Origin of the sequence: Necropsobacter massiliensis (assembly GCF_000827595.2) — a bacterium.
Classification (GTDB): domain Bacteria; phylum Pseudomonadota; class Gammaproteobacteria; order Enterobacterales; family Pasteurellaceae; genus Necropsobacter; species Necropsobacter massiliensis.
This window is the reverse complement of the sequence record NZ_LN776191.1, coordinates 17,143-34,761: the sequence shown is the minus strand read 5'-3', so window position 1 is coordinate 34,761 and position 17,619 is coordinate 17,143. Positions and strand designations below refer to the sequence as shown.

General features: G+C 48.8%; 20 protein-coding genes. 9 read left to right on the top strand and 11 right to left on the bottom strand.

The window, feature by feature from the left end; genetic code table 11:
• Nucleotides 1-142: 142 nt before the first annotated feature.
• Nucleotides 143-829 (top strand): nicotinamide riboside transporter PnuC, encoded by a 687-nt coding sequence (gene pnuC, locus BN3349_RS10400; RefSeq protein ID WP_040977308.1) that lies wholly within the window; start codon nucleotides 143-145, stop codon nucleotides 827-829.
• Between the two features lie 70 nt (nucleotides 830-899).
• Here the strand turns inward: pnuC and rplS are convergent, their stop codons facing one another.
• From rplS to rpsP, 4 genes are read right to left on the bottom strand one after another with little or no spacing between them, the layout of a single operon-like run.
• Nucleotides 900-1,250, bottom strand: a complete 351-nt coding sequence (gene rplS / locus BN3349_RS10395) for a 50S ribosomal protein L19 (protein ID WP_032108105.1) — start codon at nucleotides 1,248-1,250, stop codon at nucleotides 900-902.
• Nucleotides 1,251-1,288: 38 nt separating this feature from the next.
• Nucleotides 1,289-2,026, bottom strand: coding sequence for a tRNA (guanosine(37)-N1)-methyltransferase TrmD (gene trmD / locus BN3349_RS10390; RefSeq protein WP_040977305.1), 738 nt, complete (start codon nucleotides 2,024-2,026; stop codon nucleotides 1,289-1,291).
• A 56-nt stretch (nucleotides 2,027-2,082) separates the two neighbouring features.
• The gene (rimM, locus tag BN3349_RS10385; protein ID WP_040977303.1) at nucleotides 2,083-2,610 is read right to left on the bottom strand and encodes a ribosome maturation factor RimM; all 528 of its coding nucleotides are present in this window, start codon (nucleotides 2,608-2,610) and stop codon (nucleotides 2,083-2,085) included.
• A 30-nt stretch (nucleotides 2,611-2,640) separates the two neighbouring features.
• A complete protein-coding gene (gene rpsP / locus BN3349_RS10380; RefSeq protein WP_040977302.1) occupies nucleotides 2,641-2,889 on the bottom strand; it encodes a 30S ribosomal protein S16 in 249 nt (82 codons plus the stop codon).
• A 213-nt stretch (nucleotides 2,890-3,102) separates the two neighbouring features.
• Here rpsP and BN3349_RS10375 point away from each other — a divergent pair, with 213 nt between their 5' ends.
• Nucleotides 3,103-4,131 carry a glycosyltransferase family 9 protein gene (locus BN3349_RS10375; RefSeq protein WP_040977301.1) on the top strand — a complete coding sequence of 343 codons (1,029 nt, stop codon included), beginning with the start codon at nucleotides 3,103-3,105 and terminating at the stop codon, nucleotides 4,129-4,131.
• Nucleotides 4,132-4,199: 68 nt separating this feature from the next.
• Here BN3349_RS10375 and BN3349_RS10370 read toward each other — a convergent pair whose 3' ends face one another.
• Both BN3349_RS10370 and yczE read right to left on the bottom strand, forming a co-directional pair.
• Nucleotides 4,200-4,961: a glycosyltransferase family 2 protein gene (locus BN3349_RS10370; RefSeq protein ID WP_040977300.1), complete on the bottom strand. Its 762-nt coding sequence runs from the start codon at nucleotides 4,959-4,961 to the stop codon at nucleotides 4,200-4,202.
• A 107-nt stretch (nucleotides 4,962-5,068) separates the two neighbouring features.
• A complete protein-coding gene (gene yczE, locus BN3349_RS10365; protein ID WP_040977321.1) occupies nucleotides 5,069-5,728 on the bottom strand; it encodes a membrane protein YczE in 660 nt (219 codons plus the stop codon).
• 236 nt (nucleotides 5,729-5,964) lie between these two features.
• Here yczE and BN3349_RS10360 point away from each other — a divergent pair, with 236 nt between their 5' ends.
• From BN3349_RS10360 to dusA, 5 genes are all read left to right on the top strand, one after another.
• Complete coding sequence (locus BN3349_RS10360; protein WP_040977299.1) at nucleotides 5,965-7,209, top strand: NupC/NupG family nucleoside CNT transporter; 1,245 nt, start codon at nucleotides 5,965-5,967, stop codon at nucleotides 7,207-7,209.
• Between the two features lie 108 nt (nucleotides 7,210-7,317).
• Entirely contained in the window at nucleotides 7,318-8,547 is a 1,230-nt protein-coding gene (locus tag BN3349_RS10355) for a phosphopentomutase (RefSeq protein WP_040977298.1), read from the top strand.
• 12 nt (nucleotides 8,548-8,559) lie between these two features.
• Nucleotides 8,560-9,276, top strand: a complete 717-nt coding sequence (gene deoD / locus BN3349_RS10350; RefSeq protein WP_040977297.1) for a purine-nucleoside phosphorylase — start codon at nucleotides 8,560-8,562, stop codon at nucleotides 9,274-9,276.
• Nucleotides 9,277-9,414: 138 nt separating this feature from the next.
• Nucleotides 9,415-10,791: a chloride channel protein gene (locus BN3349_RS10345; protein ID WP_040977296.1), complete on the top strand. Its 1,377-nt coding sequence runs from the start codon at nucleotides 9,415-9,417 to the stop codon at nucleotides 10,789-10,791.
• On the top strand, nucleotides 10,788-11,780 hold the full coding sequence (gene dusA, locus BN3349_RS10340) for a tRNA dihydrouridine(20/20a) synthase DusA (RefSeq protein ID WP_040977294.1): 993 nt from the start codon (nucleotides 10,788-10,790) through the stop codon (nucleotides 11,778-11,780). Before BN3349_RS10345 ends, dusA begins: the two co-directional genes overlap by 4 nt.
• Before the next feature lie 58 nt (nucleotides 11,781-11,838).
• On the opposite strand, the gene asnA is transcribed toward dusA, so the two are convergent.
• Nucleotides 11,839-12,831, bottom strand: coding sequence for an aspartate--ammonia ligase (gene asnA, locus BN3349_RS10335; RefSeq protein ID WP_040977293.1), 993 nt, complete (start codon nucleotides 12,829-12,831; stop codon nucleotides 11,839-11,841).
• A 157-nt stretch (nucleotides 12,832-12,988) separates the two neighbouring features.
• On the opposite strand from asnA, the gene asnC reads away from it, so the two are divergent.
• Together asnC and udp are read left to right on the top strand one after the other, a co-directional pair.
• Nucleotides 12,989-13,441 carry a transcriptional regulator AsnC gene (asnC, locus tag BN3349_RS10330; protein ID WP_040977292.1) on the top strand — a complete coding sequence of 151 codons (453 nt, stop codon included), beginning with the start codon at nucleotides 12,989-12,991 and terminating at the stop codon, nucleotides 13,439-13,441.
• Between the two features lie 28 nt (nucleotides 13,442-13,469).
• On the top strand, nucleotides 13,470-14,228 hold the full coding sequence (gene udp, locus BN3349_RS10325) for a uridine phosphorylase (protein ID WP_040977291.1): 759 nt from the start codon (nucleotides 13,470-13,472) through the stop codon (nucleotides 14,226-14,228).
• A 109-nt stretch (nucleotides 14,229-14,337) separates the two neighbouring features.
• Here the strand turns inward: udp and lsrG are convergent, their stop codons facing one another.
• Genes lsrG through lsrD form a run of 4 tightly spaced genes read right to left on the bottom strand, consistent with a single transcriptional unit; the run spans nucleotide 14,338 to nucleotide 17,619 of the window.
• Nucleotides 14,338-14,640, bottom strand: a complete 303-nt coding sequence (gene lsrG / locus BN3349_RS10320) for a (4S)-4-hydroxy-5-phosphonooxypentane-2,3-dione isomerase (protein WP_040977290.1) — start codon at nucleotides 14,638-14,640, stop codon at nucleotides 14,338-14,340.
• A gap of 32 nt (nucleotides 14,641-14,672) precedes the next feature.
• Complete coding sequence (gene lsrF, locus BN3349_RS10315; protein WP_040977288.1) at nucleotides 14,673-15,551, bottom strand: 3-hydroxy-5-phosphonooxypentane-2,4-dione thiolase; 879 nt, start codon at nucleotides 15,549-15,551, stop codon at nucleotides 14,673-14,675.
• A gap of 23 nt (nucleotides 15,552-15,574) precedes the next feature.
• Nucleotides 15,575-16,591: an autoinducer 2 ABC transporter substrate-binding protein LsrB gene (gene lsrB / locus BN3349_RS10310; protein ID WP_040977286.1), complete on the bottom strand. Its 1,017-nt coding sequence runs from the start codon at nucleotides 16,589-16,591 to the stop codon at nucleotides 15,575-15,577.
• Nucleotides 16,588-17,619: an autoinducer 2 ABC transporter permease LsrD gene (gene lsrD, locus BN3349_RS10305; RefSeq protein WP_040977284.1), complete on the bottom strand. Its 1,032-nt coding sequence runs from the start codon at nucleotides 17,617-17,619 to the stop codon at nucleotides 16,588-16,590. Before lsrD ends, lsrB begins: the two co-directional genes overlap by 4 nt.

Sequence of the window (17,619 nt, the reverse complement as noted above, 5' to 3'; positions counted from 1 at the left end):
GGATAAAAAGAAACGAAAATATATATTACAATTTTGCTGCAATAATAAGAATGTTTTCAAAGAATGCAGCTGCTTGACATATGAAAAGTGCGGTGCAAAAATCAAACGAATTTTTTCCTTCTCATCAACAGGAGCAATACGCATGAATCTCTCGCAAACCCTAAAAAACGAATTTTTCGGCGGCTGGAAATCTTTTGAAGTGCTCTGGCTGTGCATCTTTCTAGCGGCACAAATTATCGCTTATGTGCTAGATCCGGTCTCGCTACTGGAGGTAATTGCCGGTATTTCCGGCATTTTGTGCGTGGTGTTTGTCGGTAAGGGCAAAATCAGTAATTATTTCTTCGGCTTGATTTTTGCTTACAGTTATTTTTATGTGTCGCTGGATAACAAATTTTACGGTGAAATGACCACCGCATTATACGTATATATTCCGGCGCAATTCATCGGCTATTTCCTGTGGAAAGAAAACATGCGCAACGGCGCCGACAAAGCGGAAACCGTTATCGCCAAATTCCTGTCGGCAAAAGGCTGGCTGGCATTAATCGGCGCGGTGGTTATCGGTTCCCTGGCCTTTATCGCCGTGTTAAAAACCACCGACGGCAACTCTATCGGGCTGGACGGTGTGACAACCGTATTGGTGATTGCAGCGCAGTTACTGATGATCCTGCGTTACAGCGAACAATGGCTGCTGTGGATTGTGATTAACGTACTGTCTATTGTACTGTGGGCGGACACCCCGGCGATGTATCTGATGTACGGTGCTTATCTGCTTAACTCGCTGTACGGTTACTATAACTGGTCGAAATTGGCGAAAGTAGGAAAAAATTAATCGCTGAACGCCATCGCGCTTAAACTAAAAAAGCTCGGAAAATATCCGAGCTTTGTCTTCAATGTGAGGATTAGTCACCGAGACGTTCTTTGATACGTGCGGATTTACCTGAACGTTCACGTAAGTAGTAAAGTTTCGCTTTACGTACCGCACCTTTACGTTTCACTGCAATACTGTCGATAACCGGCGAATGAGTCTGGAAGACACGTTCAACGCCTACGCCGTTAGACACTTTACGTAATGTAAAAGCGCTGTGCAAACCGCGGTTACGAATTGCGATAACCACGCCTTCGAATGCTTGCAGACGACGTTTGCTGCCTTCAACCACCCATACTTTAACTTCTAACGTATCACCCGGGCGGAAGCTCGGTACATTTTGTTTTAACTGTTCTTGTTCAAGTTGTTTAATGATGTTACTCATTTGTATTAATCCTTCTAAAATCCTAGAGTTAACTGATGCTATCTGTGTTCAGATTGAATCTGATTCAACAGCTTGCGTTGTTCGTCAGTCAGAGCTAGGCTTTCCAATAGCTCAGGGCGTCGTAACCACGTCCGCTCAAGGGATTGTTTTAATCGCCATTTGCGGATTTCCGCGTGATTTCCCGACATCAGCACGGGCGGCACGCTTAAATCGTCCAACACTTCCGGACGCGTATAATGCGGGCAGTCCAGCAAACCGTCGGCAAACGAATCTTCCTGTGCGGAAGCCTGTTTGCCCAACACACCGGGGATAAAGCGGGCGACGGCGTCAATCAACGTCATTGCCGGCAGTTCTCCGCCAGTTAGAACGTAATCGCCGACCGACCATTCCTCATCAATTTCGGTTTGAATCAGCCGTTCGTCAATGCCCTCATAACGTCCGCATACCAGAATCATTTTTTGATTTTTGGCAAGCTCCGTCACGCCGGACTGCGCCAGCTTACGTCCCTGCGGTGAAAGATAAATCACTTTCACGCCGTCTCCTGCCGCCGCTTTCGCCGCCCGGATTGCATCACGTAATGGTTGTACCATCATCAGCATACCCGGTCCGCCGCCGTAAGGGCGGTCGTCCACGGTTTTATGTTTGTCAACGGTGAAATCGCGCGGATTCCAGCATTGCACCTGCAAGAGATTGTGTTTAACGGCTCGTCCCGTTACCCCGTATTCCGTCACAGCTTTAAACATTTCGGGGAAAAGACTAATAATCCCGATCCACATTTGCGTCACCTTTTGGGTCAAAATGTTACTGCATAAGCCTAACGGCATACCTGAGATTAGAAACCAGCGTCCCAATCCACCTCAATAGTCTTGGTGGCGAGATCCACTCTTTTAACTACTTGTTCATACAAGAACGGAATTAAGCGTTCTTGTTTGCCGAAAGCGTCTTTGGCGCCAGCACGGACCACCAAAACATCATTGGAACCAGTCTCCATCATTTCGGTGACGATTCCCATCGCGTATCCCTGTAGATTGACGACCTGACAGCCGATTAAATCGTGCCAGTAATAATCGCCTTCCTCCAGCACCGGAAACACGCTCAAGTCCACGCCAATTTCCACATTGGCAAGTGCCTGCGCGGTTTCTCTGTCATCTACGTTTTTTAGTTTCACGATCAGCTCGTGATTATGATGTTTCCAGCTTTCCAGCTCGGTCGGCTGCCATTGACCTTTAATTTTCAAAAACCAAGGCTGGTAATCAAAAATACTTTCGGTCTGCTCTGTGGATGAATAAATACGCAACCAACCGCGAATTCCGTAAGTTGAACCCAATTTGCCAACTACTTCCATGCTCTGCCGTTCCATTTTATTCACCTATAACCTTAAAATCTGCGATTACGCAGCTTTTTGCGCTTCTTTAACTAAAGAAGCAACGCGGTCGGATAACGATGCGCCCTTTTCAACCCAAGCGTTAACACGTTCCAGATTGATGCGCAGACGTTCTGCGTTACCGGTTGCCAACGGGTTGAAAAAACCAACGCGCTCGATAAAACGACCGTCGCGCGGGCAGCGGCTGTCCGCCACAACAATTTGATAGAATGGGCGTTTTTTAGCTCCGCCACGAGATAAACGAATGGTTACCATAACCTTCCTCTAAATGTTTAATGCGAAAAGAAGACCCACCTCGAAGGAGTGGGAATGCTTACTTTTTTCTCTGTATATATAGACAAAAAGCCTGGGGATCATACTCTTTTTCGCGAAAAAAGCAAGGTAAAACTCGGTTTTTGCCGCCCCGCGCTGTAAAGTGCGGTCGGATTTGATAGAATATCGCATTCCATTTCATTAAGAGCCATATTTATGCAGAAATTACTTGCGATCCGCAATGATAAACTGGGCGATTTCGTGCTTTCCTTTCCCGCCCTCGCCGCGCTCAAACAATCGGCGCCGAACATTGAAATTACTGCGCTGGTGCCGCCATACACCGCACCACTGGCGGAACTTTGCCCTTATATTGATAACATTATTATCGATGCCAAAGATAAAACCGATGCGGACGAATTTAACCGGGTACTGAATGCCGTTAAAGCCCGCCACTTTGACGCCGTGATAAGTTTTGTGTCCGATTGGTACAACGCCAAGTTGACTTGGCGCAGCGGCATTAGATACCGGTTGGCGCCCGCCACCAAATTATTTCAGTTTTTATATAACCGCCGCCTGACGCAACGCCGTTCCCAATCGGCAAAACCCGAGTTTGAATACAACCGCGATCTGGTGCGTCATTTTTTGCAGGAGCAGCAAATACCGCTGCGCGAAGCCCAACCGCCGTATTTAACCTTTGCGCAAAGTGCGGTGCAAAATCAGCGAGAAAAACTGTGCCGCATGCTGGCGATTAGCGCCGATAAAAAATGGCTGTTCGTACACAGCGGTTCCGGCGGTTCCGCCAATAATCTGTCCGCCGCGCAATATGCGCAGCTGATTAAAGGCGTATTGCAAACCTTCAATTGCTATGTGGTTTTAACGGCGGGGCCACATGAAAGTGAAAAAGCACAAGCCCTGGCACACGCGGTCAACCATCCGCAAGTGGTGGTTTACGATAAAAACGATGGGCTGGCAGATTTCGCCCGTTCTTTATCTTGTGCCGATATGTTTATCGCCGGCTCCACCGGACCGCTGCATCTCAGCGGCGCGCTGAATATTCCGACCATCGGTTTTTATCCGAGCCGCCGTTCGGCGATTCCGTTGCGCTGGCAGCCGATTAATCAGCCTGAGCGCCATTTGGCATTTTGCCCGCCGCCGCAAAAACAGTTTCAGACAGATCTGAGCGTAATCGATATTCATCAAGCGCTGCAACAAATACGACCTTTTATCCGTCGGCAATGGCAATAAAACAAAAGTGCGGTGGAAATTGAGGTAATTTTCACCGCACTTTGTCATTTTTGGTAATTTCGGCGATGTCAGCGATCTTTGGTTCTAACCCATAAATCCGCATATTTGACAAAAGTGGAATGGGTAGAAAGCAGCGCAAGCAGCAAGCCTTGTTTGCCGTCTAAAAAGCCCGCTTTGAGAATGTACATTTTTACAAAACAACCGAGTGCGTGCGTAATCCCTTGCAGCAACGACCCCTTTTTCCCGTCAGCGGCTTTCTGCTGCGCCCACGCGGCAGCATAACTGGCGGATTTAACCAGATAATGCTGCACATCTTTATAGGTGTAATGATACAGATCGCCGGTTAATTTTTTCACCTGCGCGCTGGCGGGATAATGCACCCGTTCGTGTACCAGCTCGTCGCCGTAGCGGGCAAAATCGGTTTGATACAGGCGCACCACATAATCGGGATACCAGCCGGAATGCCGAATTTCGCGTCCGAACACTTCGCTCAAACGACCGATCTGATAAACCGTATTCCGCGCATTTTCCGCCACCGCTTGTATAATAGAACGGCGCAGTGCATCACTGACCCGTTCGTCGGCATCCAGCCACAATACATAATCGCTACTGACATACTGCTGCGCACGCTGGCGCTGTTTGCCGAATCCCTGCCAGTCGGTATGTCGATAAAACTTTGCGCCGTAACGCAAGGCAATGGCTTCGGTATCGTCCGTACTGCCGGAATCTACAATCACGATCTCGTTAACCCAGTCCTTCACGCTGTCTAAACATTGGGCGAGATCCTGCTGTTCGTTTTTTACAATCATCGCGACGCTTATGGTCGGCATAATTTATCCTTAATAATGAGGGCGGTTGGTAACGCGGGCTTCATTTTAACCGATTCACCGAGGTTAAGAAAGTCGGCAAAAAAGCACCGCACTTTATCCTCCATTTATTACGGTGCGGCACGCTCGGCGCGGTGGCAGCGTACAATCACAGAAAGGGTCAGCTGCATAAGCCAGCCGATAGAAAAAGCGAACAACAAAGTGCCGATACCGACCGTACCGCCGAGCAAAAAACCGAGCAGGCACACGCTCACTTCAATCACAGTGCGCACAACGCCGACTTTCCAATGGAAACGATGACATAATCCCACCATCAGCCCGTCGCGCGGTCCGGCGCCCTGATGACAGGTTAAATAAAATGCCGATCCGATTCCGAACAGTAAAATCCCGATCAGTGCATACAGCGCACGCGTCAACAATGCCTGCGGTGGCGCCAGAAACGCGGTGGTCAGCCCCAGCCACAACGCAATCACCAGCACATTGAGCAAAGTGCCGATGCCCGGTTTCAGTTTCAGTGGAAACCACGCCAGCATCACCAGACAACTAACAATCAGCGACGCCCAACCGACGCTGAAACCGCCCTGCAAGGAAACGCCTTGCGATAATACCGTCCATGGGGCGGAACCCAGATTCGATAACAGCAAAAATCCTTCACCGATGCCGATAACGCTGAGCGACATCAGCAACACCGATAACGGCTTCCGCTCCAGACGCCAGAAAGCGGTCGCCGTCCACGCGGTTTTCGGCAAAACCCTAAACTTATGTCTCATAATAATATCGTCATTTTTATTGATTACAGCAATAATAATGGAAAAAATCGATTCGCCCAACAAGATATTGGCAATAACATATAGCTAAATCATTTAAAAAATCGTTTAGATTTCATGCATCGCAATCGCTTGCCTTCACATTTCTTGATATTGACACAAGATTTTCAATGAAAAAAAAGATAAAATCATTTCGCTGTTTTATATCAACGTGTTATTTCAATTTGAGGAATTCGATTATGGACACCCTAATCAGTGTAATCGGTATTTTCGCCCTGTTGGCGATCGCCGTATTACTATCCACCAATCGTCGTGCCATCAATCTGCGCACCGTACTCGGCGCCTTATTGATTCAAATCGCGATGGGTGCGCTTATTCTTTATGTGCCGGCTGGTCGTGACGTGCTGTTAGGCATGGCGGATGCGATCAGTAAAGTGATTGCCTACGGCAACGAAGGGATCGCCTTCGTCTTCGGCGGACTGGCGAATACCGAGACCGTCGGTTTTGTGTTCGCCGTGAAAGTATTATCAATTATCGTCTTTTTCTCCTCGTTAATTTCCCTGCTGTATTATATCGGGGTGATGCAATGGGTGATTAAAGTCATTGGTGGTGCGCTACAAAAAGCTTTGGGTACCTCCAAAGCGGAATCCATGTCCGCCGCAGCCAATATTTTCGTGGGGCAAACCGAAGCGCCGCTGGTAGTCAAACCTTATATCAGCAAAATGACCGAATCGGAATTATTCGCAGTGATGTGCGGCGGGCTGGCGTCTATTGCTGGCTCCGTAATGGCGGGCTATGCTGGCATGGGCGTGCCGCTACCGTATTTGATCGCTGCCTCCTTTATGGCCGCACCGGCAGGGTTGTTATTCGCGAAGATTTTGATTCCGCAAACGCAGAAATTCAACGATGATATTGAAAAAGTCGATCTGGAAAAACCTGCCAATATTCTGGATGCCGCCGCAGCCGGGGCGTCTTCCGGTATGCAATTGGCATTAAACGTGGGCGCCATGTTGGTGGCGTTCGTGGCATTGATCGCGTTGATTAACGGCATGCTGGGCGGTATCGGCGCATGGTTCGATATGCCGGATCTCTCCCTCGGTCTAATTTTCGGCTGGGTGTTCAGACCGTTAGCATGGATTATCGGCGTGCCGTGGGAAGAAGCACAAATCGCCGGACGCATGATCGGTACCAAACTGGCGATTAACGAATTCGTTGGCTATCTGGAATTCGCCCCTTATCTGGCGGCGGATGCGGCGGTGCAGCTGGGTGATAAAACTAAAGCAATTATCACTTTTGCGCTGTGCGGTTTTGCCAACTTCAGTTCTATCGCCATTTTGATCGGTGGCTTAGGTGGTATGGCGCCGAATCGGCGCGGCGACATCGCCCGTTTGGGGATCAAAGCGGTTATCGCAGGCTCGCTGGCGAATCTGATGAGCGCCACGATTGCGGGATTATTTATCGGATTGAGTGGTGCAGCACTATAAAGTGCGGTATTATTTTAACCAGTTTTATCACGACACCACGACCCAGTTCGTGGTGTTGTCATTATAAGGGCAACGAAAACGTTTGCTACAGAGGTAAGAGAGGTGAGTATGAAACGTGTATTTATCATGATGTTAGATTCTTTCGGTATCGGCGCCAGCGATGACGCGGACAAATTCGGTGATCAGGGCGCAAATACGCTCAGGCATATCGCCCAACAATGTGCGGCGGGAAACGCAGATAATTCAGAGCGCCAAGGGCCGCTGCACTTACCGAATTTGGAAAAACTGGGGTTAGGGCTGGCGGCACAGCAATCCGCCGGTCAGCTGCCCGCCGGTTTCGAGGCACAGCCGGAGCTTATCGGCGGCTATGCCTACGCACAGGAAATCTCTTCCGGTAAAGATACGCCGTCGGGTCACTGGGAAATCGCCGGCGTGCCGGTGTTATTCAACTGGGGATATTTTCCACAACACGAAAACAGTTTCCCGCAGGAATTATTAGATCGTATCGTACAAAAATCCGGCATCCCGGGCTATCTCGGCAATTGCCATTCGTCGGGTACCGTCATTTTGGACAAGCTCGGCGAAGAACATATGAAAACCGGCAAACCGATTTTCTACACGTCTGCCGATTCGGTATTCCAGATTGCCTGCCACGAAGAAACCTACGGGCTAGAAAAACTGTATGAACTATGCCAAATCGTGCGCGAAGAACTGGCGGATTATAATATCGGTCGGGTGATCGCCCGCCCGTTTGTCGGCGCGAAAGCCGGCGAATTCAGCCGCACTGGCAACCGTAAAGATTATGCCGTCGAACCGCCGGCCAAAACCGTATTACAAAAGCTGGTGGAAGAACAACACGGCGAGGTGGTCTCTATCGGTAAAATCGCCGACATTTACGCCCACACCGGCATTACCCGAAAAGTGAAAGCGACCGGCATTGCGGAATTATTTGACAAAACCCTGACCGAAATAAAAAGAGCGGGCGAAAATACTATCGTTTTTACCAATTTCGTCAATTTCGACTCTGATTACGGGCATCGTCGCGATGTGGCGGGTTATGCCGCCGCACTGGAATATTTCGACAGCCGCATTCCCGAACTGCTGGAACTGGTGACGGATAACGATATTGTAATTTTCACCGCCGATCACGGCTGCGATCCGACTTGGCAAGGCAGCGATCACACGCGCGAACATATTCCGGTACTGATTTACGGCGCTCGCATACCGAAACAGTTTCTGGGCAAACGCCAGACTTTTGCCGATATCGGACAGACCATTGCGCATTATTTTGGCTTATCCGCCATGGATTACGGAACTTCCATTATTGATTTCAACTAAGAGGACAACATTATGACTCCACATATTAACGCGCCTGCTGGCGCATTCGCCGACGTTGTGCTAATGCCGGGCGATCCGCTGCGCGCCAAATATATCGCCGAAACCTTCCTGCAAAACGCGCAGGAAGTCACCAATGTGCGCAATATGCTCGGTTACACCGGCAGCTATAAAGGTCGCCGCATTTCCGTTATGGGGCACGGCATGGGAATTCCGTCCTGCTCCATTTACGCCAAAGAGCTGATCACCGAATATGGGGTACAAAAAATTATCCGTGTCGGTTCCTGTGGGGCGGTACGAATGGACGTACAAGTACGCGACGTCGTCATCGGTATGGGTGCCTGTACCGATTCCAAAGTCAATCGTATTCGTTTTAAAGACAACGACTTTGCTGCCATCGCCGATTTCGACATGACCCAAGCAGCAGTACAGGCGGCGAAACACAAAGGCATCAAGGTACGGGTGGGCAATCTGTTCTCCGCCGATTTATTCTATACGCCGGATGTGGACATGTTCGACGTCATGGAAAAATACGGCATTTTAGGAGTAGAAATGGAAGCCGCCGGCATTTACGCCGTGGCGGCGGAATTCGGTGCCAAAGCCTTGGCTATCTGTACCGTCTCCGATCATATCCGCACTCATCAACAAACCAGCGCCGAAGAGCGCCAGTCAACCTTTAACGAGATGATCGAAATCGCCCTTGAAAGCGTACTCATCGGCGATCAGGCATAATCCGCCGCTCAGGGTGCCACACGGCGCCCTGAATTTGCACCGACGGCATAATTTTATCCGGCAATCTCCTGCTGTCGCTACAACGCTGCTGGTAAACCTGATATAATCCGCCCAATTGTAATCAAGTCATCGGTTGCTATGATAATATCGAAACATATCACAGCGCGAATACGCTATATTCTGCATAAAAAACTCCGCCAAACCCATCGGATTTCCCGCAAAAGCATTGAATTTGCCTGCCTGTTGCTCGGCGCCACGCTGGTTGCGCTGTTTTCTCTCACTTTCGCCAAACTGGCTGATCTGGGACTGGCATGGAATGCGCAGTGGAGTGCGAAATATCCGGTGGCGGCATGGCTGGTGTTACCGCTCGGACTGGCGCTACTGGCTTGGTTTACCCCAAAATATACGCCCTATGTGGCGGGCAGCGGCATTCCGCAGGTCATCGCCTCTTTAAGCCTGCCGCACGGTACCAATAAAAGTAAGCTGCTGGCATTCGGGCAAACCTTATGGAAAATTCCGCTAACCTTTCTGGCAATGCTGTTCGGCGCCTCCGTCGGGCGCGAGGGACCGTCCGTACAGGTCGGCGCCGCAGTCATGCTGGCATGGGGCAACTTTTGCCGTAAACACGGTGTCGCCTTTAACGGTCTGAGCGCCAATGAACTGATGGCAACCGGCGCGGCTGGCGGTCTGGCGGCGGCATTTAACGCACCGCTGGCGGGCGTGGTTTTCGCCATTGAGGAATTAGGTCGCGGCGTCATGTTGCGCTGGGAACGCCGCGTTTTATTGGGCGTATTGGCAGCAGGTTTTATTCTGGTGGCGTTGCAGGGCAACAATCCCTATTTCCCGCAATATCAAGGGGAAAATGAAGTGCCTCATATGTTACTGTGGATTCTGCTATGCGGTCTGGTGTGTGGCATTTGTGGCGGTATTTTCGCCCGTCTACTGACAAAAGGCGTCGCCGGCGTTGCGCCCGCACGCATGCGCGGCTGGATATGTCGGCACCCGATTTATACCGCACTAGTTTTGGGCCTGCTGCTTGCCGCCCTAGGCACCTACGGCAACGGGCAAACTTACGGTACCGGCTATCAGGTAGTCGCTAATGCGCTGGATGGGCAAGCAACTCGCGCCGATTTAGGCATCAGCAAACTGTTTGCCACCGTCGCGACCTACTGGACGGGCATCGCCGGCGGGATTTTTACCCCGTCCCTGACCGTCGGTGCAGGTCTCGGCGCACAAATCTGGGCGCTAAGCGACGGCGCGGTGGATCAGCGTTTGTTGGTCTTGCTGTGTATGGCGGCATTTCTAGCAGGCGCCACGCAATCGCCGGTTACTGCCAGCGTAATTGTAATGGAAATGACCGGCTGCCAACCGGTATTGTTTTGGCTGTTGATTTGCTGCTTAATCGCCTCTATTATTTCACGCCAGTTTAACCCGAAACCGTTTTATCATTTCGCCGCCGGGCGTTTTCGCCAACGGGTGCAGGAAGAAAATAAACCAGAAACCAAAAATTCATGAAACTTATCGAAAATTCACCGCACTTTTATCGCGCGCGCTTTTCCGTCGCGCCGATGCTGGACTGGACTACCCGCCACTGTCGCTACTTTCACCGCCGTTTCAGCCGCTATGCGTTGCTGTATAGCGAAATGGTCACCACCGGCGCGCTGCTACATGCCAAATATGATCATCTGGCATTCGATCCGCACGAAAATCCCGTTGCGCTTCAGCTCGGCGGCAGCGATCCGGCGCAGTTGCGTCATTGTGCCGAGCTTGCCCAGCAGCGTGGTTATCAGGAAATCAATCTAAACGTCGGCTGCCCTTCCGATCGGGTACAAAACGGCATGTTCGGCGCCTGTCTCATGGCGCATGCGAAGTTAGTGGCAGAGTGCGTCAAACAAATGCAAAGTGCGGTGGAAATTCCGGTCACGGTGAAAACCCGTATCGGCATAGACGATTTTGACAGCTACGACTTTCTCTGCGATTTCATTCAAACCGTACACCAAGCTGGTTGTCAGGAATTTATCGTGCATGCGCGCAAGGCTTGGCTGTCCGGATTAAGCCCGAAAGAAAACCGCGAAATTCCACCGTTGGATTATGCACGGGTTTATCGGCTGAAACGCGATTTTCCGCAGCTGATGATCAGCATCAACGGCGGTATTAAAACCATCGCGGACATGCAGCAGCATCTGCAATATGTGGACGGCGTGATGGTGGGGCGTGCAGCCTATCAAAATCCTGCGCTGCTGGGTTATGTGGATCGCGCCCTATTCGATGCACAAGCGCCGATTATCACCCCGCGCGAGGCGGTGGAAAGCATGTTTCCTTATATTGAACGACAGCTCAGTCAGGGCGTTTATCTCAATCACATCACCCGCCATATGCTTGGCGCGTTCCAACATTGCAAAGGGGCACTCCAATGGCGGCGGCATTTAAGCGAAAACGCCCATAAAGCAGGCGCCGGCATTGACGTACTGGAAACTGCACTGGGCTTTGTAGAAACCGAATAAGCAAAAAGTGCGGTATTTTTTACCGCACTTTTTTGTATATTGAATTTTTATCTGTGAATTACAGGATATTGTCAAATTCCTGCATTACGGATTTCGGCCAAACACTAGATTGCACTTCGCCGATATGTTTTTTATGCAGCAGCAGCATCGCCAAACGGGATTGCCCGATACCGCCGCCAATAGAAAGCGGTAAACGCCCGTTAATTAAATCCTGATGCCAGTCGAATTTCAGCCGCTCTTCGTCATTAGTCAGCGCCAACTGTTTGCGCAATGCGGTTTCATCCACCCGAATGCCCATCGACGAAATTTCAAACGCACGCTGTAGCGTTGGATTCCACACCAGAATATCGCCGTTCAGCCCTTTGTATTCGCCTTCCGACACCGTAGTCCAGTCGTCATAATCCGGCGCACGCATATCATGCGGTTTGCCGTCGGATAATTTACCGCCGATACCGATTAAAAACACTGCACCGTATTCTTTACAAATTGCATTTTCCCGTTCTTTGTCGTTCATGCCCGGAAAACGCTGCACCAACTCTTCGCTATGTACGAAAGTAATCTCTTGCGGTAAGAATTTTTCCAGACCGAATTTTTGGCTAACTGCATCTTCCGTCTCTAAAATCGCCTGATAAATGGCGCGTACAGTTTCTTTCAGATACGCCAAATTACGTCGACCTGCCGGAATCACTTTTTCCCAGTCCCATTGATCCACATACACGGAATGAGTTTGATCTAGGCTATCTTCATCCGGACGCAGCGCTTTCATATGCACAAACAACCCTTCATTTTCGGCAAAGCCGAAACGCGCCAGCGTATGACGTTTCCATTTCGCCAGAGAATGCACCACCTCAAAGGTGGCATCTGTGATCTGTTTCACATTTACTTGAACTGCTTTCTCAATACCCGAAAGATTATCTTGAATACCATTGCCCACTTGGCTTAGGATAGGACCTTGAACTTCAACAAGTCCCAAATGTTCTGAAAGTTTGTCGGTGAATGTATTTTTAGCGAAACTGATTTCTTGTTGTTGTAAAATAAATGACTTTTTCATTGTTATAATGGACCTTATGTCTGTTTCCGATTTCGGTTACATATTATTTAATAAAAATATGACGTAACTCAATAGTTAAATGTAAAAACAACAGCACAACTATATTTTTTATAAAAAACATTCGATTTTTTAAAATAAATTTAATTCAGGACTAGATATGTACAATATTGATAGCTTAGATCAACAAATTTTACGTGTTTTAATCAAAGACGCACGCACGCCTTATGCCGAAATGGCGAAAAGTTTCGGCGTCAGTCCCGGTACTATCCACGTGCGGGTGGAAAAAATGCGCCAATCGGGCATTATTCAGGGCACCAAAATTCGCATTGATGAACGTAAACTGGGTTATGATGTGTGCTGTTTTATCGGTATTATACTGAAAAGCGCCAAAGATTATGACAAGGTAATTCAAAAATTAGAAAGCTTTGATGAAGTGGTGGAAGCCTATTACACGACGGGCAACTATTCCATTTTTATCAAAGTAATGACGCATACCATTGCGGAATTGCATTCTGTACTGGCAAGTAAAATCCAGCTGATTGACGAAATTCAATCGACGGAGACTCTGATTTCCATGCAGAATCCGATTTTGCGTGATATAAAACCGTAACCATAAATACAACTATAAGGAAAATTTTATGTCTGATGTTTTTCATCTTGGCTTGACCAAGGCTATGTTAGAAGGGGCGCAGCTGGCGATTGTTCCCGGCGCACCAGAACGGGTTGAACGCATCGCCCGCCTGCTGGATAATCCGAAATTTTTAGTTTCCACCCGAGAATTCACTTCTTGGCTCGGTTATATCGGAAACAAAGCCATTGTCGTATGTTCCACCGGGATCGGCGGACCGTCGGTTTCCATTGCGGTGGAAGAACTGGCGCAACTCGGGGTGCGCACTTTCCTGCGAATCGGCACCACCGGCGCGATTCAGCCGCATATTAATGTCGGCGATATTCTGATTACCACCGGTGCGGTACGTCTGGACGGTGCCAGCCGCCATTTCGCACCGCTGGAATACCCAGCAGTGGCGGACTTCACCTGCACCGCCGCGCTGCATAAAGTGGCGAGTGAAGACCCGGAAGTGAACGTGCATGTCGGGATTACCGCCTCCTCCGACACCTTCTATCCGGGACAAGAACGCTACGACACTTACAGCGGTAAAGTCTGGCGCCATTATCAGGGGTCATTGAAACAATGGCAGGAGTTGAACGTGATGAACTATGAAATGGAAAGCGCCACCCTGTTTACCATGTGTTCGGCATTGGGTTTGCGCGGTGCAATGGTGTCCGGCGCAATCGTAAACCGTACCCAGCAGGAAATCCCAAACGAGGAAACTATCCACCAAACCGAGAAAAAAGCTATTGAAATCGGCGTAAAAGCCGCCGCGTTATTAATCTAGCAACCCATGATATAAAAGTGCGGTGGGTTTTTATCAAAATTTGATCTGCACCCCAAAAGTTGAACTGAATAACCAACTGAGTAAGGTGCAGATCTCTTTTGCCTCACTTTCAGTTAACTGTTTCAGTAAACACCCATTCAAAGATTTTTTTACTTCTCTTACCCGTCATCAATGGCTCTAACTCGGCGACGCAACGATGATAATGCGGGGTTTCACGGTGCACTTCTAATGCCGCTTTATTTATATACACTTCATAAGCATAAAAACGCGTGCGCACTTGCGGATCGCGCAACACATCAAACCGTACGTTGCCCGGCTCCTGGCGAGTACCAAGATGATTGCGTTCAAATACCTCAAGAAATTCCTGCTCTTTACCTTCCTTGATATTAATTTCTACCAACATTGCAAACATAACAAACTCCTTATTGCAAAAAATGAGAAATACTAGGCATTTTTTTCATGCAGATATAACTGATAGGCTTTTTCTGCATTTTCGCCGCCGTGTACGATAGCGTGTACCGCTTTCAACATGGCTATCGGTGCCTCGGATTGGAAAATATTACGTCCCATATCTACGCCGGAAGCTCCTTGATCGATAGCATGGTAGCACATCTCTAATGCATCTTGTTCCGGTAATTTTTTGCCGCCAGCAATCACAATCGGCACCGGACAGCCTGCGGTTACGCGTTCAAAGCCTTTATCCACATAATAAGTTTTGATGATATGCGCCCCCATTTCAGCTGCAATACGGGTTGCCAGTGAGAAATAACGTTGATCTCGCGCCATATCTTTACCAACGCCAGTTACCGCCATGGTCGGCATGCCGTAACGGGTGCCTTGATCCACCAGTTGAATAATATTTTTGATGGATTGGTGTTCATACTGAGAACCAATATACACCTGCGCCGCCATTGCGGAAACATTTAGACGTAAGGCATCTTCTACGCATACCGCCACCGCCTCATTGGATAATTCAGTGAGAATGGAATTGGCACCGGAAGCCCGCAAAACCACCGGTTTACGAGTCGCCGGTGACACTACACTACGCAAAATCCCACGGGTACACATCAACACATCTGTATATTCAAATAGCGGCGCAATATGCAGATCAATACGCTCTAATCCGGTAGTCGGTCCTTGGAAATAGCCATGATCGAATGCCAGCATAATAGTTCTGCCGGTTTTCGGATTAAAAATATTCGCCAAGCGGGATTGCATGCCCCAATCCAGTGCACCTGAACCTTTTAAATAAAACGTCTGATTGGTTTGCGCTCGATCCAAACCGAAATCCTTGCCGTCTCTGATGTCATCTAAATCTGCCATTGAAATACTCCTCTCTTCGCTAATCAGAAATTGTAGTTATCGATATTGTCTTTGGTGAACACAACGCGTTCAGGTAATAAAATAATGCCGTTGCTGTCCGCTTCGAACGCATAGCCTTGCACTTTGTTGGGTGACACTTCAATAGTGCCGATACCCTGCACGTTTAATTTATCGCCCACATTGAGTTTTTCACCTTTCAGTAAAGCATTGGCGGCAGCCACGGAAATCTTGCCTTGTTGCACCACATCCCATAGACCGAATTGTTTTACCGTGCCGCGTTTCACATAAGGACGCATGACATTCGGTGTACTGAAGCCAACGATAACCACGGAATTGACTTTCAGGTTTTCCGCCGCTTGGGCGGCTGCCGGTAACGCATTGGCATCCGGTGCAATAATTGCATCCAAATCCGGATAGGCTTTCAAAATACCCTCGGCGGTTTGCAGGGATTTAATTGCATCGTTGTAGCCGAATTGAGTCGTTACGATCTCCCATTCGGGATGATCTTTGGCAATTTTCGCTTTGGCTTCTTTCACCCATTGATTTTGGTCGGTTACGGTCGGACTGGAATAAAAAAACGCCACTTTGGCTTTCGGTTTGTCGATTTGTCCAGCCGCCATATCCACCAACATGGCACCCAGCTGTTCCGGCGTACCTTGGTTAATATAATGGCTACGGCATTCCGGTTTAGTATCAGAATCCCAGGTCAACACTTTCACACCACGTTTCATGGCGCGTTGTAAGGTGGAACATAAGCCGTCCGGTGACACCGCAGACACCACAATGGCGTTATACCCCTGATTAACGAAGTTATTAATCAATTGCACTTGATTGGATACGCTCGGTTCGGTCGGACCATCATAAGTGACACCAACACCCAAGGTTTTTCCCATTTCGGTCGCGCCTTGTCCGCCGCTGGTGAAGAAGCCAACCCCTACCAGTTTAGGAATAAAAGCGATACGATCGGCAGCCTGTGCTGTCGTCGCCACGGATAAGCCAAGTAACACAGAAAGTGCGGTTAGTTTTATGCGCGTTTTCATAATAGGGTCTCCTTTTGATTGAGTTTTTCATCAATTACTGCTTGACGTTCGGTTCGCCGACGAACCCATTGCACAATAGTTCCATAATGCAAACTGACGGACTTACCGATTAACACGATAATAAGTAGTGCGCCGGATAACGCACTGGAAATTTCATTAGGGATGCCGATCATTTGCAGCCCCTGTTGCAAATAACCAATGAGCATGGCGGCAATTGCGGTACCGATAATGGAACCGGCGCCACCGTAAATATTTGCACCGCCCAGCACTACGGCGGTTAATACCGGCATGAGTAACGAGCTGCCCAAATCGGAACGGGCGGAGCCAAAATAAGACACCAATAACACGGCAACAAAAGCGGCAATGATCCCAATGAAGGAATAAAGCAATACTAAGGTGCGACGAATAGGCACCGCACTATAACGGGAAGTGCGTTCACTTTGTCCGATAAGAAAAGTACTTCTGCCGATAGTGGTTTTGTGCATTAATAACCAGAAAATCACCGTCATGAACAGAAAATACAGAATCGGCGTTGGAATACCAAAAAGGGTTTGATTGGCGAAGTCCAGCAATGTATCGGGAAACCCACCGATGCCTTCATAGCCCGTCGCACCGGCAAAACCGGATAAAAGTAATGCACCACCGCCGAACAAATACATGGTACCGAGCGTAATCACCAATGGATTTACTTTAGTATAAAGAATCAAGCCGGCGTTAATTAAGCCGCATAACATGCCAGCCACAAAAGTCAACGGAATCGCTAACATTAGCGGCACATCCGATTTAAACAATACGCCCAAGGTAATGGCACATAAGCCGACGGTAGAACCGAAAGAAATATCCATCCCGCCACTGACGATGATCATGGTCAACGGTAACGCAAGCATACCGATATAAATAAAATCACTGGTGCTGTATAACAACACGTTCAGATCCAACATGCGCGAGTTGAAAGCGCCGAAGCCAAGAATTTCAATAATGACTAAACAAAATAACGTCAATTCCCAACCGTATTTTTTTAACGTCAT

What these genes read in the sequence shown, in the direction of transcription:
- pnuC (WP_040977308.1), top strand. Translation starts at nt 143, where the DNA reads ATGAATCTCTCGCAAACCCTAAAAAACGAATTTTTCGGCGGCTGGAAA.
- rplS (WP_032108105.1), bottom strand. Translation starts at nt 1,250, where the DNA reads ATGAGTAACATCATTAAACAACTTGAACAAGAACAGTTAAAACAAAAT.
- trmD (WP_040977305.1), bottom strand. Translation starts at nt 2,026, where the DNA reads ATGTGGATCGGGATTATTAGTCTTTTCCCCGAAATGTTTAAAGCTGTG.
- rimM (WP_040977303.1), bottom strand. Translation starts at nt 2,610, where the DNA reads ATGGAACGGCAGAGCATGGAAGTAGTTGGCAAATTGGGTTCAACTTAC.
- rpsP (WP_040977302.1), bottom strand. Translation starts at nt 2,889, where the DNA reads ATGGTAACCATTCGTTTATCTCGTGGCGGAGCTAAAAAACGCCCATTC.
- BN3349_RS10375 (WP_040977301.1), top strand. Translation starts at nt 3,103, where the DNA reads ATGCAGAAATTACTTGCGATCCGCAATGATAAACTGGGCGATTTCGTG.
- BN3349_RS10370 (WP_040977300.1), bottom strand. Translation starts at nt 4,961, where the DNA reads ATGCCGACCATAAGCGTCGCGATGATTGTAAAAAACGAACAGCAGGAT.
- yczE (WP_040977321.1), bottom strand. Translation starts at nt 5,728, where the DNA reads ATGAGACATAAGTTTAGGGTTTTGCCGAAAACCGCGTGGACGGCGACC.
- BN3349_RS10360 (WP_040977299.1), top strand. Translation starts at nt 5,965, where the DNA reads ATGGACACCCTAATCAGTGTAATCGGTATTTTCGCCCTGTTGGCGATC.
- BN3349_RS10355 (WP_040977298.1), top strand. Translation starts at nt 7,318, where the DNA reads ATGAAACGTGTATTTATCATGATGTTAGATTCTTTCGGTATCGGCGCC.
- deoD (WP_040977297.1), top strand. Translation starts at nt 8,560, where the DNA reads ATGACTCCACATATTAACGCGCCTGCTGGCGCATTCGCCGACGTTGTG.
- BN3349_RS10345 (WP_040977296.1), top strand. Translation starts at nt 9,415, where the DNA reads ATGATAATATCGAAACATATCACAGCGCGAATACGCTATATTCTGCAT.
- dusA (WP_040977294.1), top strand. Translation starts at nt 10,788, where the DNA reads ATGAAACTTATCGAAAATTCACCGCACTTTTATCGCGCGCGCTTTTCC.
- asnA (WP_040977293.1), bottom strand. Translation starts at nt 12,831, where the DNA reads ATGAAAAAGTCATTTATTTTACAACAACAAGAAATCAGTTTCGCTAAA.
- asnC (WP_040977292.1), top strand. Translation starts at nt 12,989, where the DNA reads ATGTACAATATTGATAGCTTAGATCAACAAATTTTACGTGTTTTAATC.
- udp (WP_040977291.1), top strand. Translation starts at nt 13,470, where the DNA reads ATGTCTGATGTTTTTCATCTTGGCTTGACCAAGGCTATGTTAGAAGGG.
- lsrG (WP_040977290.1), bottom strand. Translation starts at nt 14,640, where the DNA reads ATGTTTGCAATGTTGGTAGAAATTAATATCAAGGAAGGTAAAGAGCAG.
- lsrF (WP_040977288.1), bottom strand. Translation starts at nt 15,551, where the DNA reads ATGGCAGATTTAGATGACATCAGAGACGGCAAGGATTTCGGTTTGGAT.
- lsrB (WP_040977286.1), bottom strand. Translation starts at nt 16,591, where the DNA reads ATGAAAACGCGCATAAAACTAACCGCACTTTCTGTGTTACTTGGCTTA.
- lsrD (WP_040977284.1), bottom strand. Translation starts at nt 17,619, where the DNA reads ATGACGTTAAAAAAATACGGTTGGGAATTGACGTTATTTTGTTTAGTC.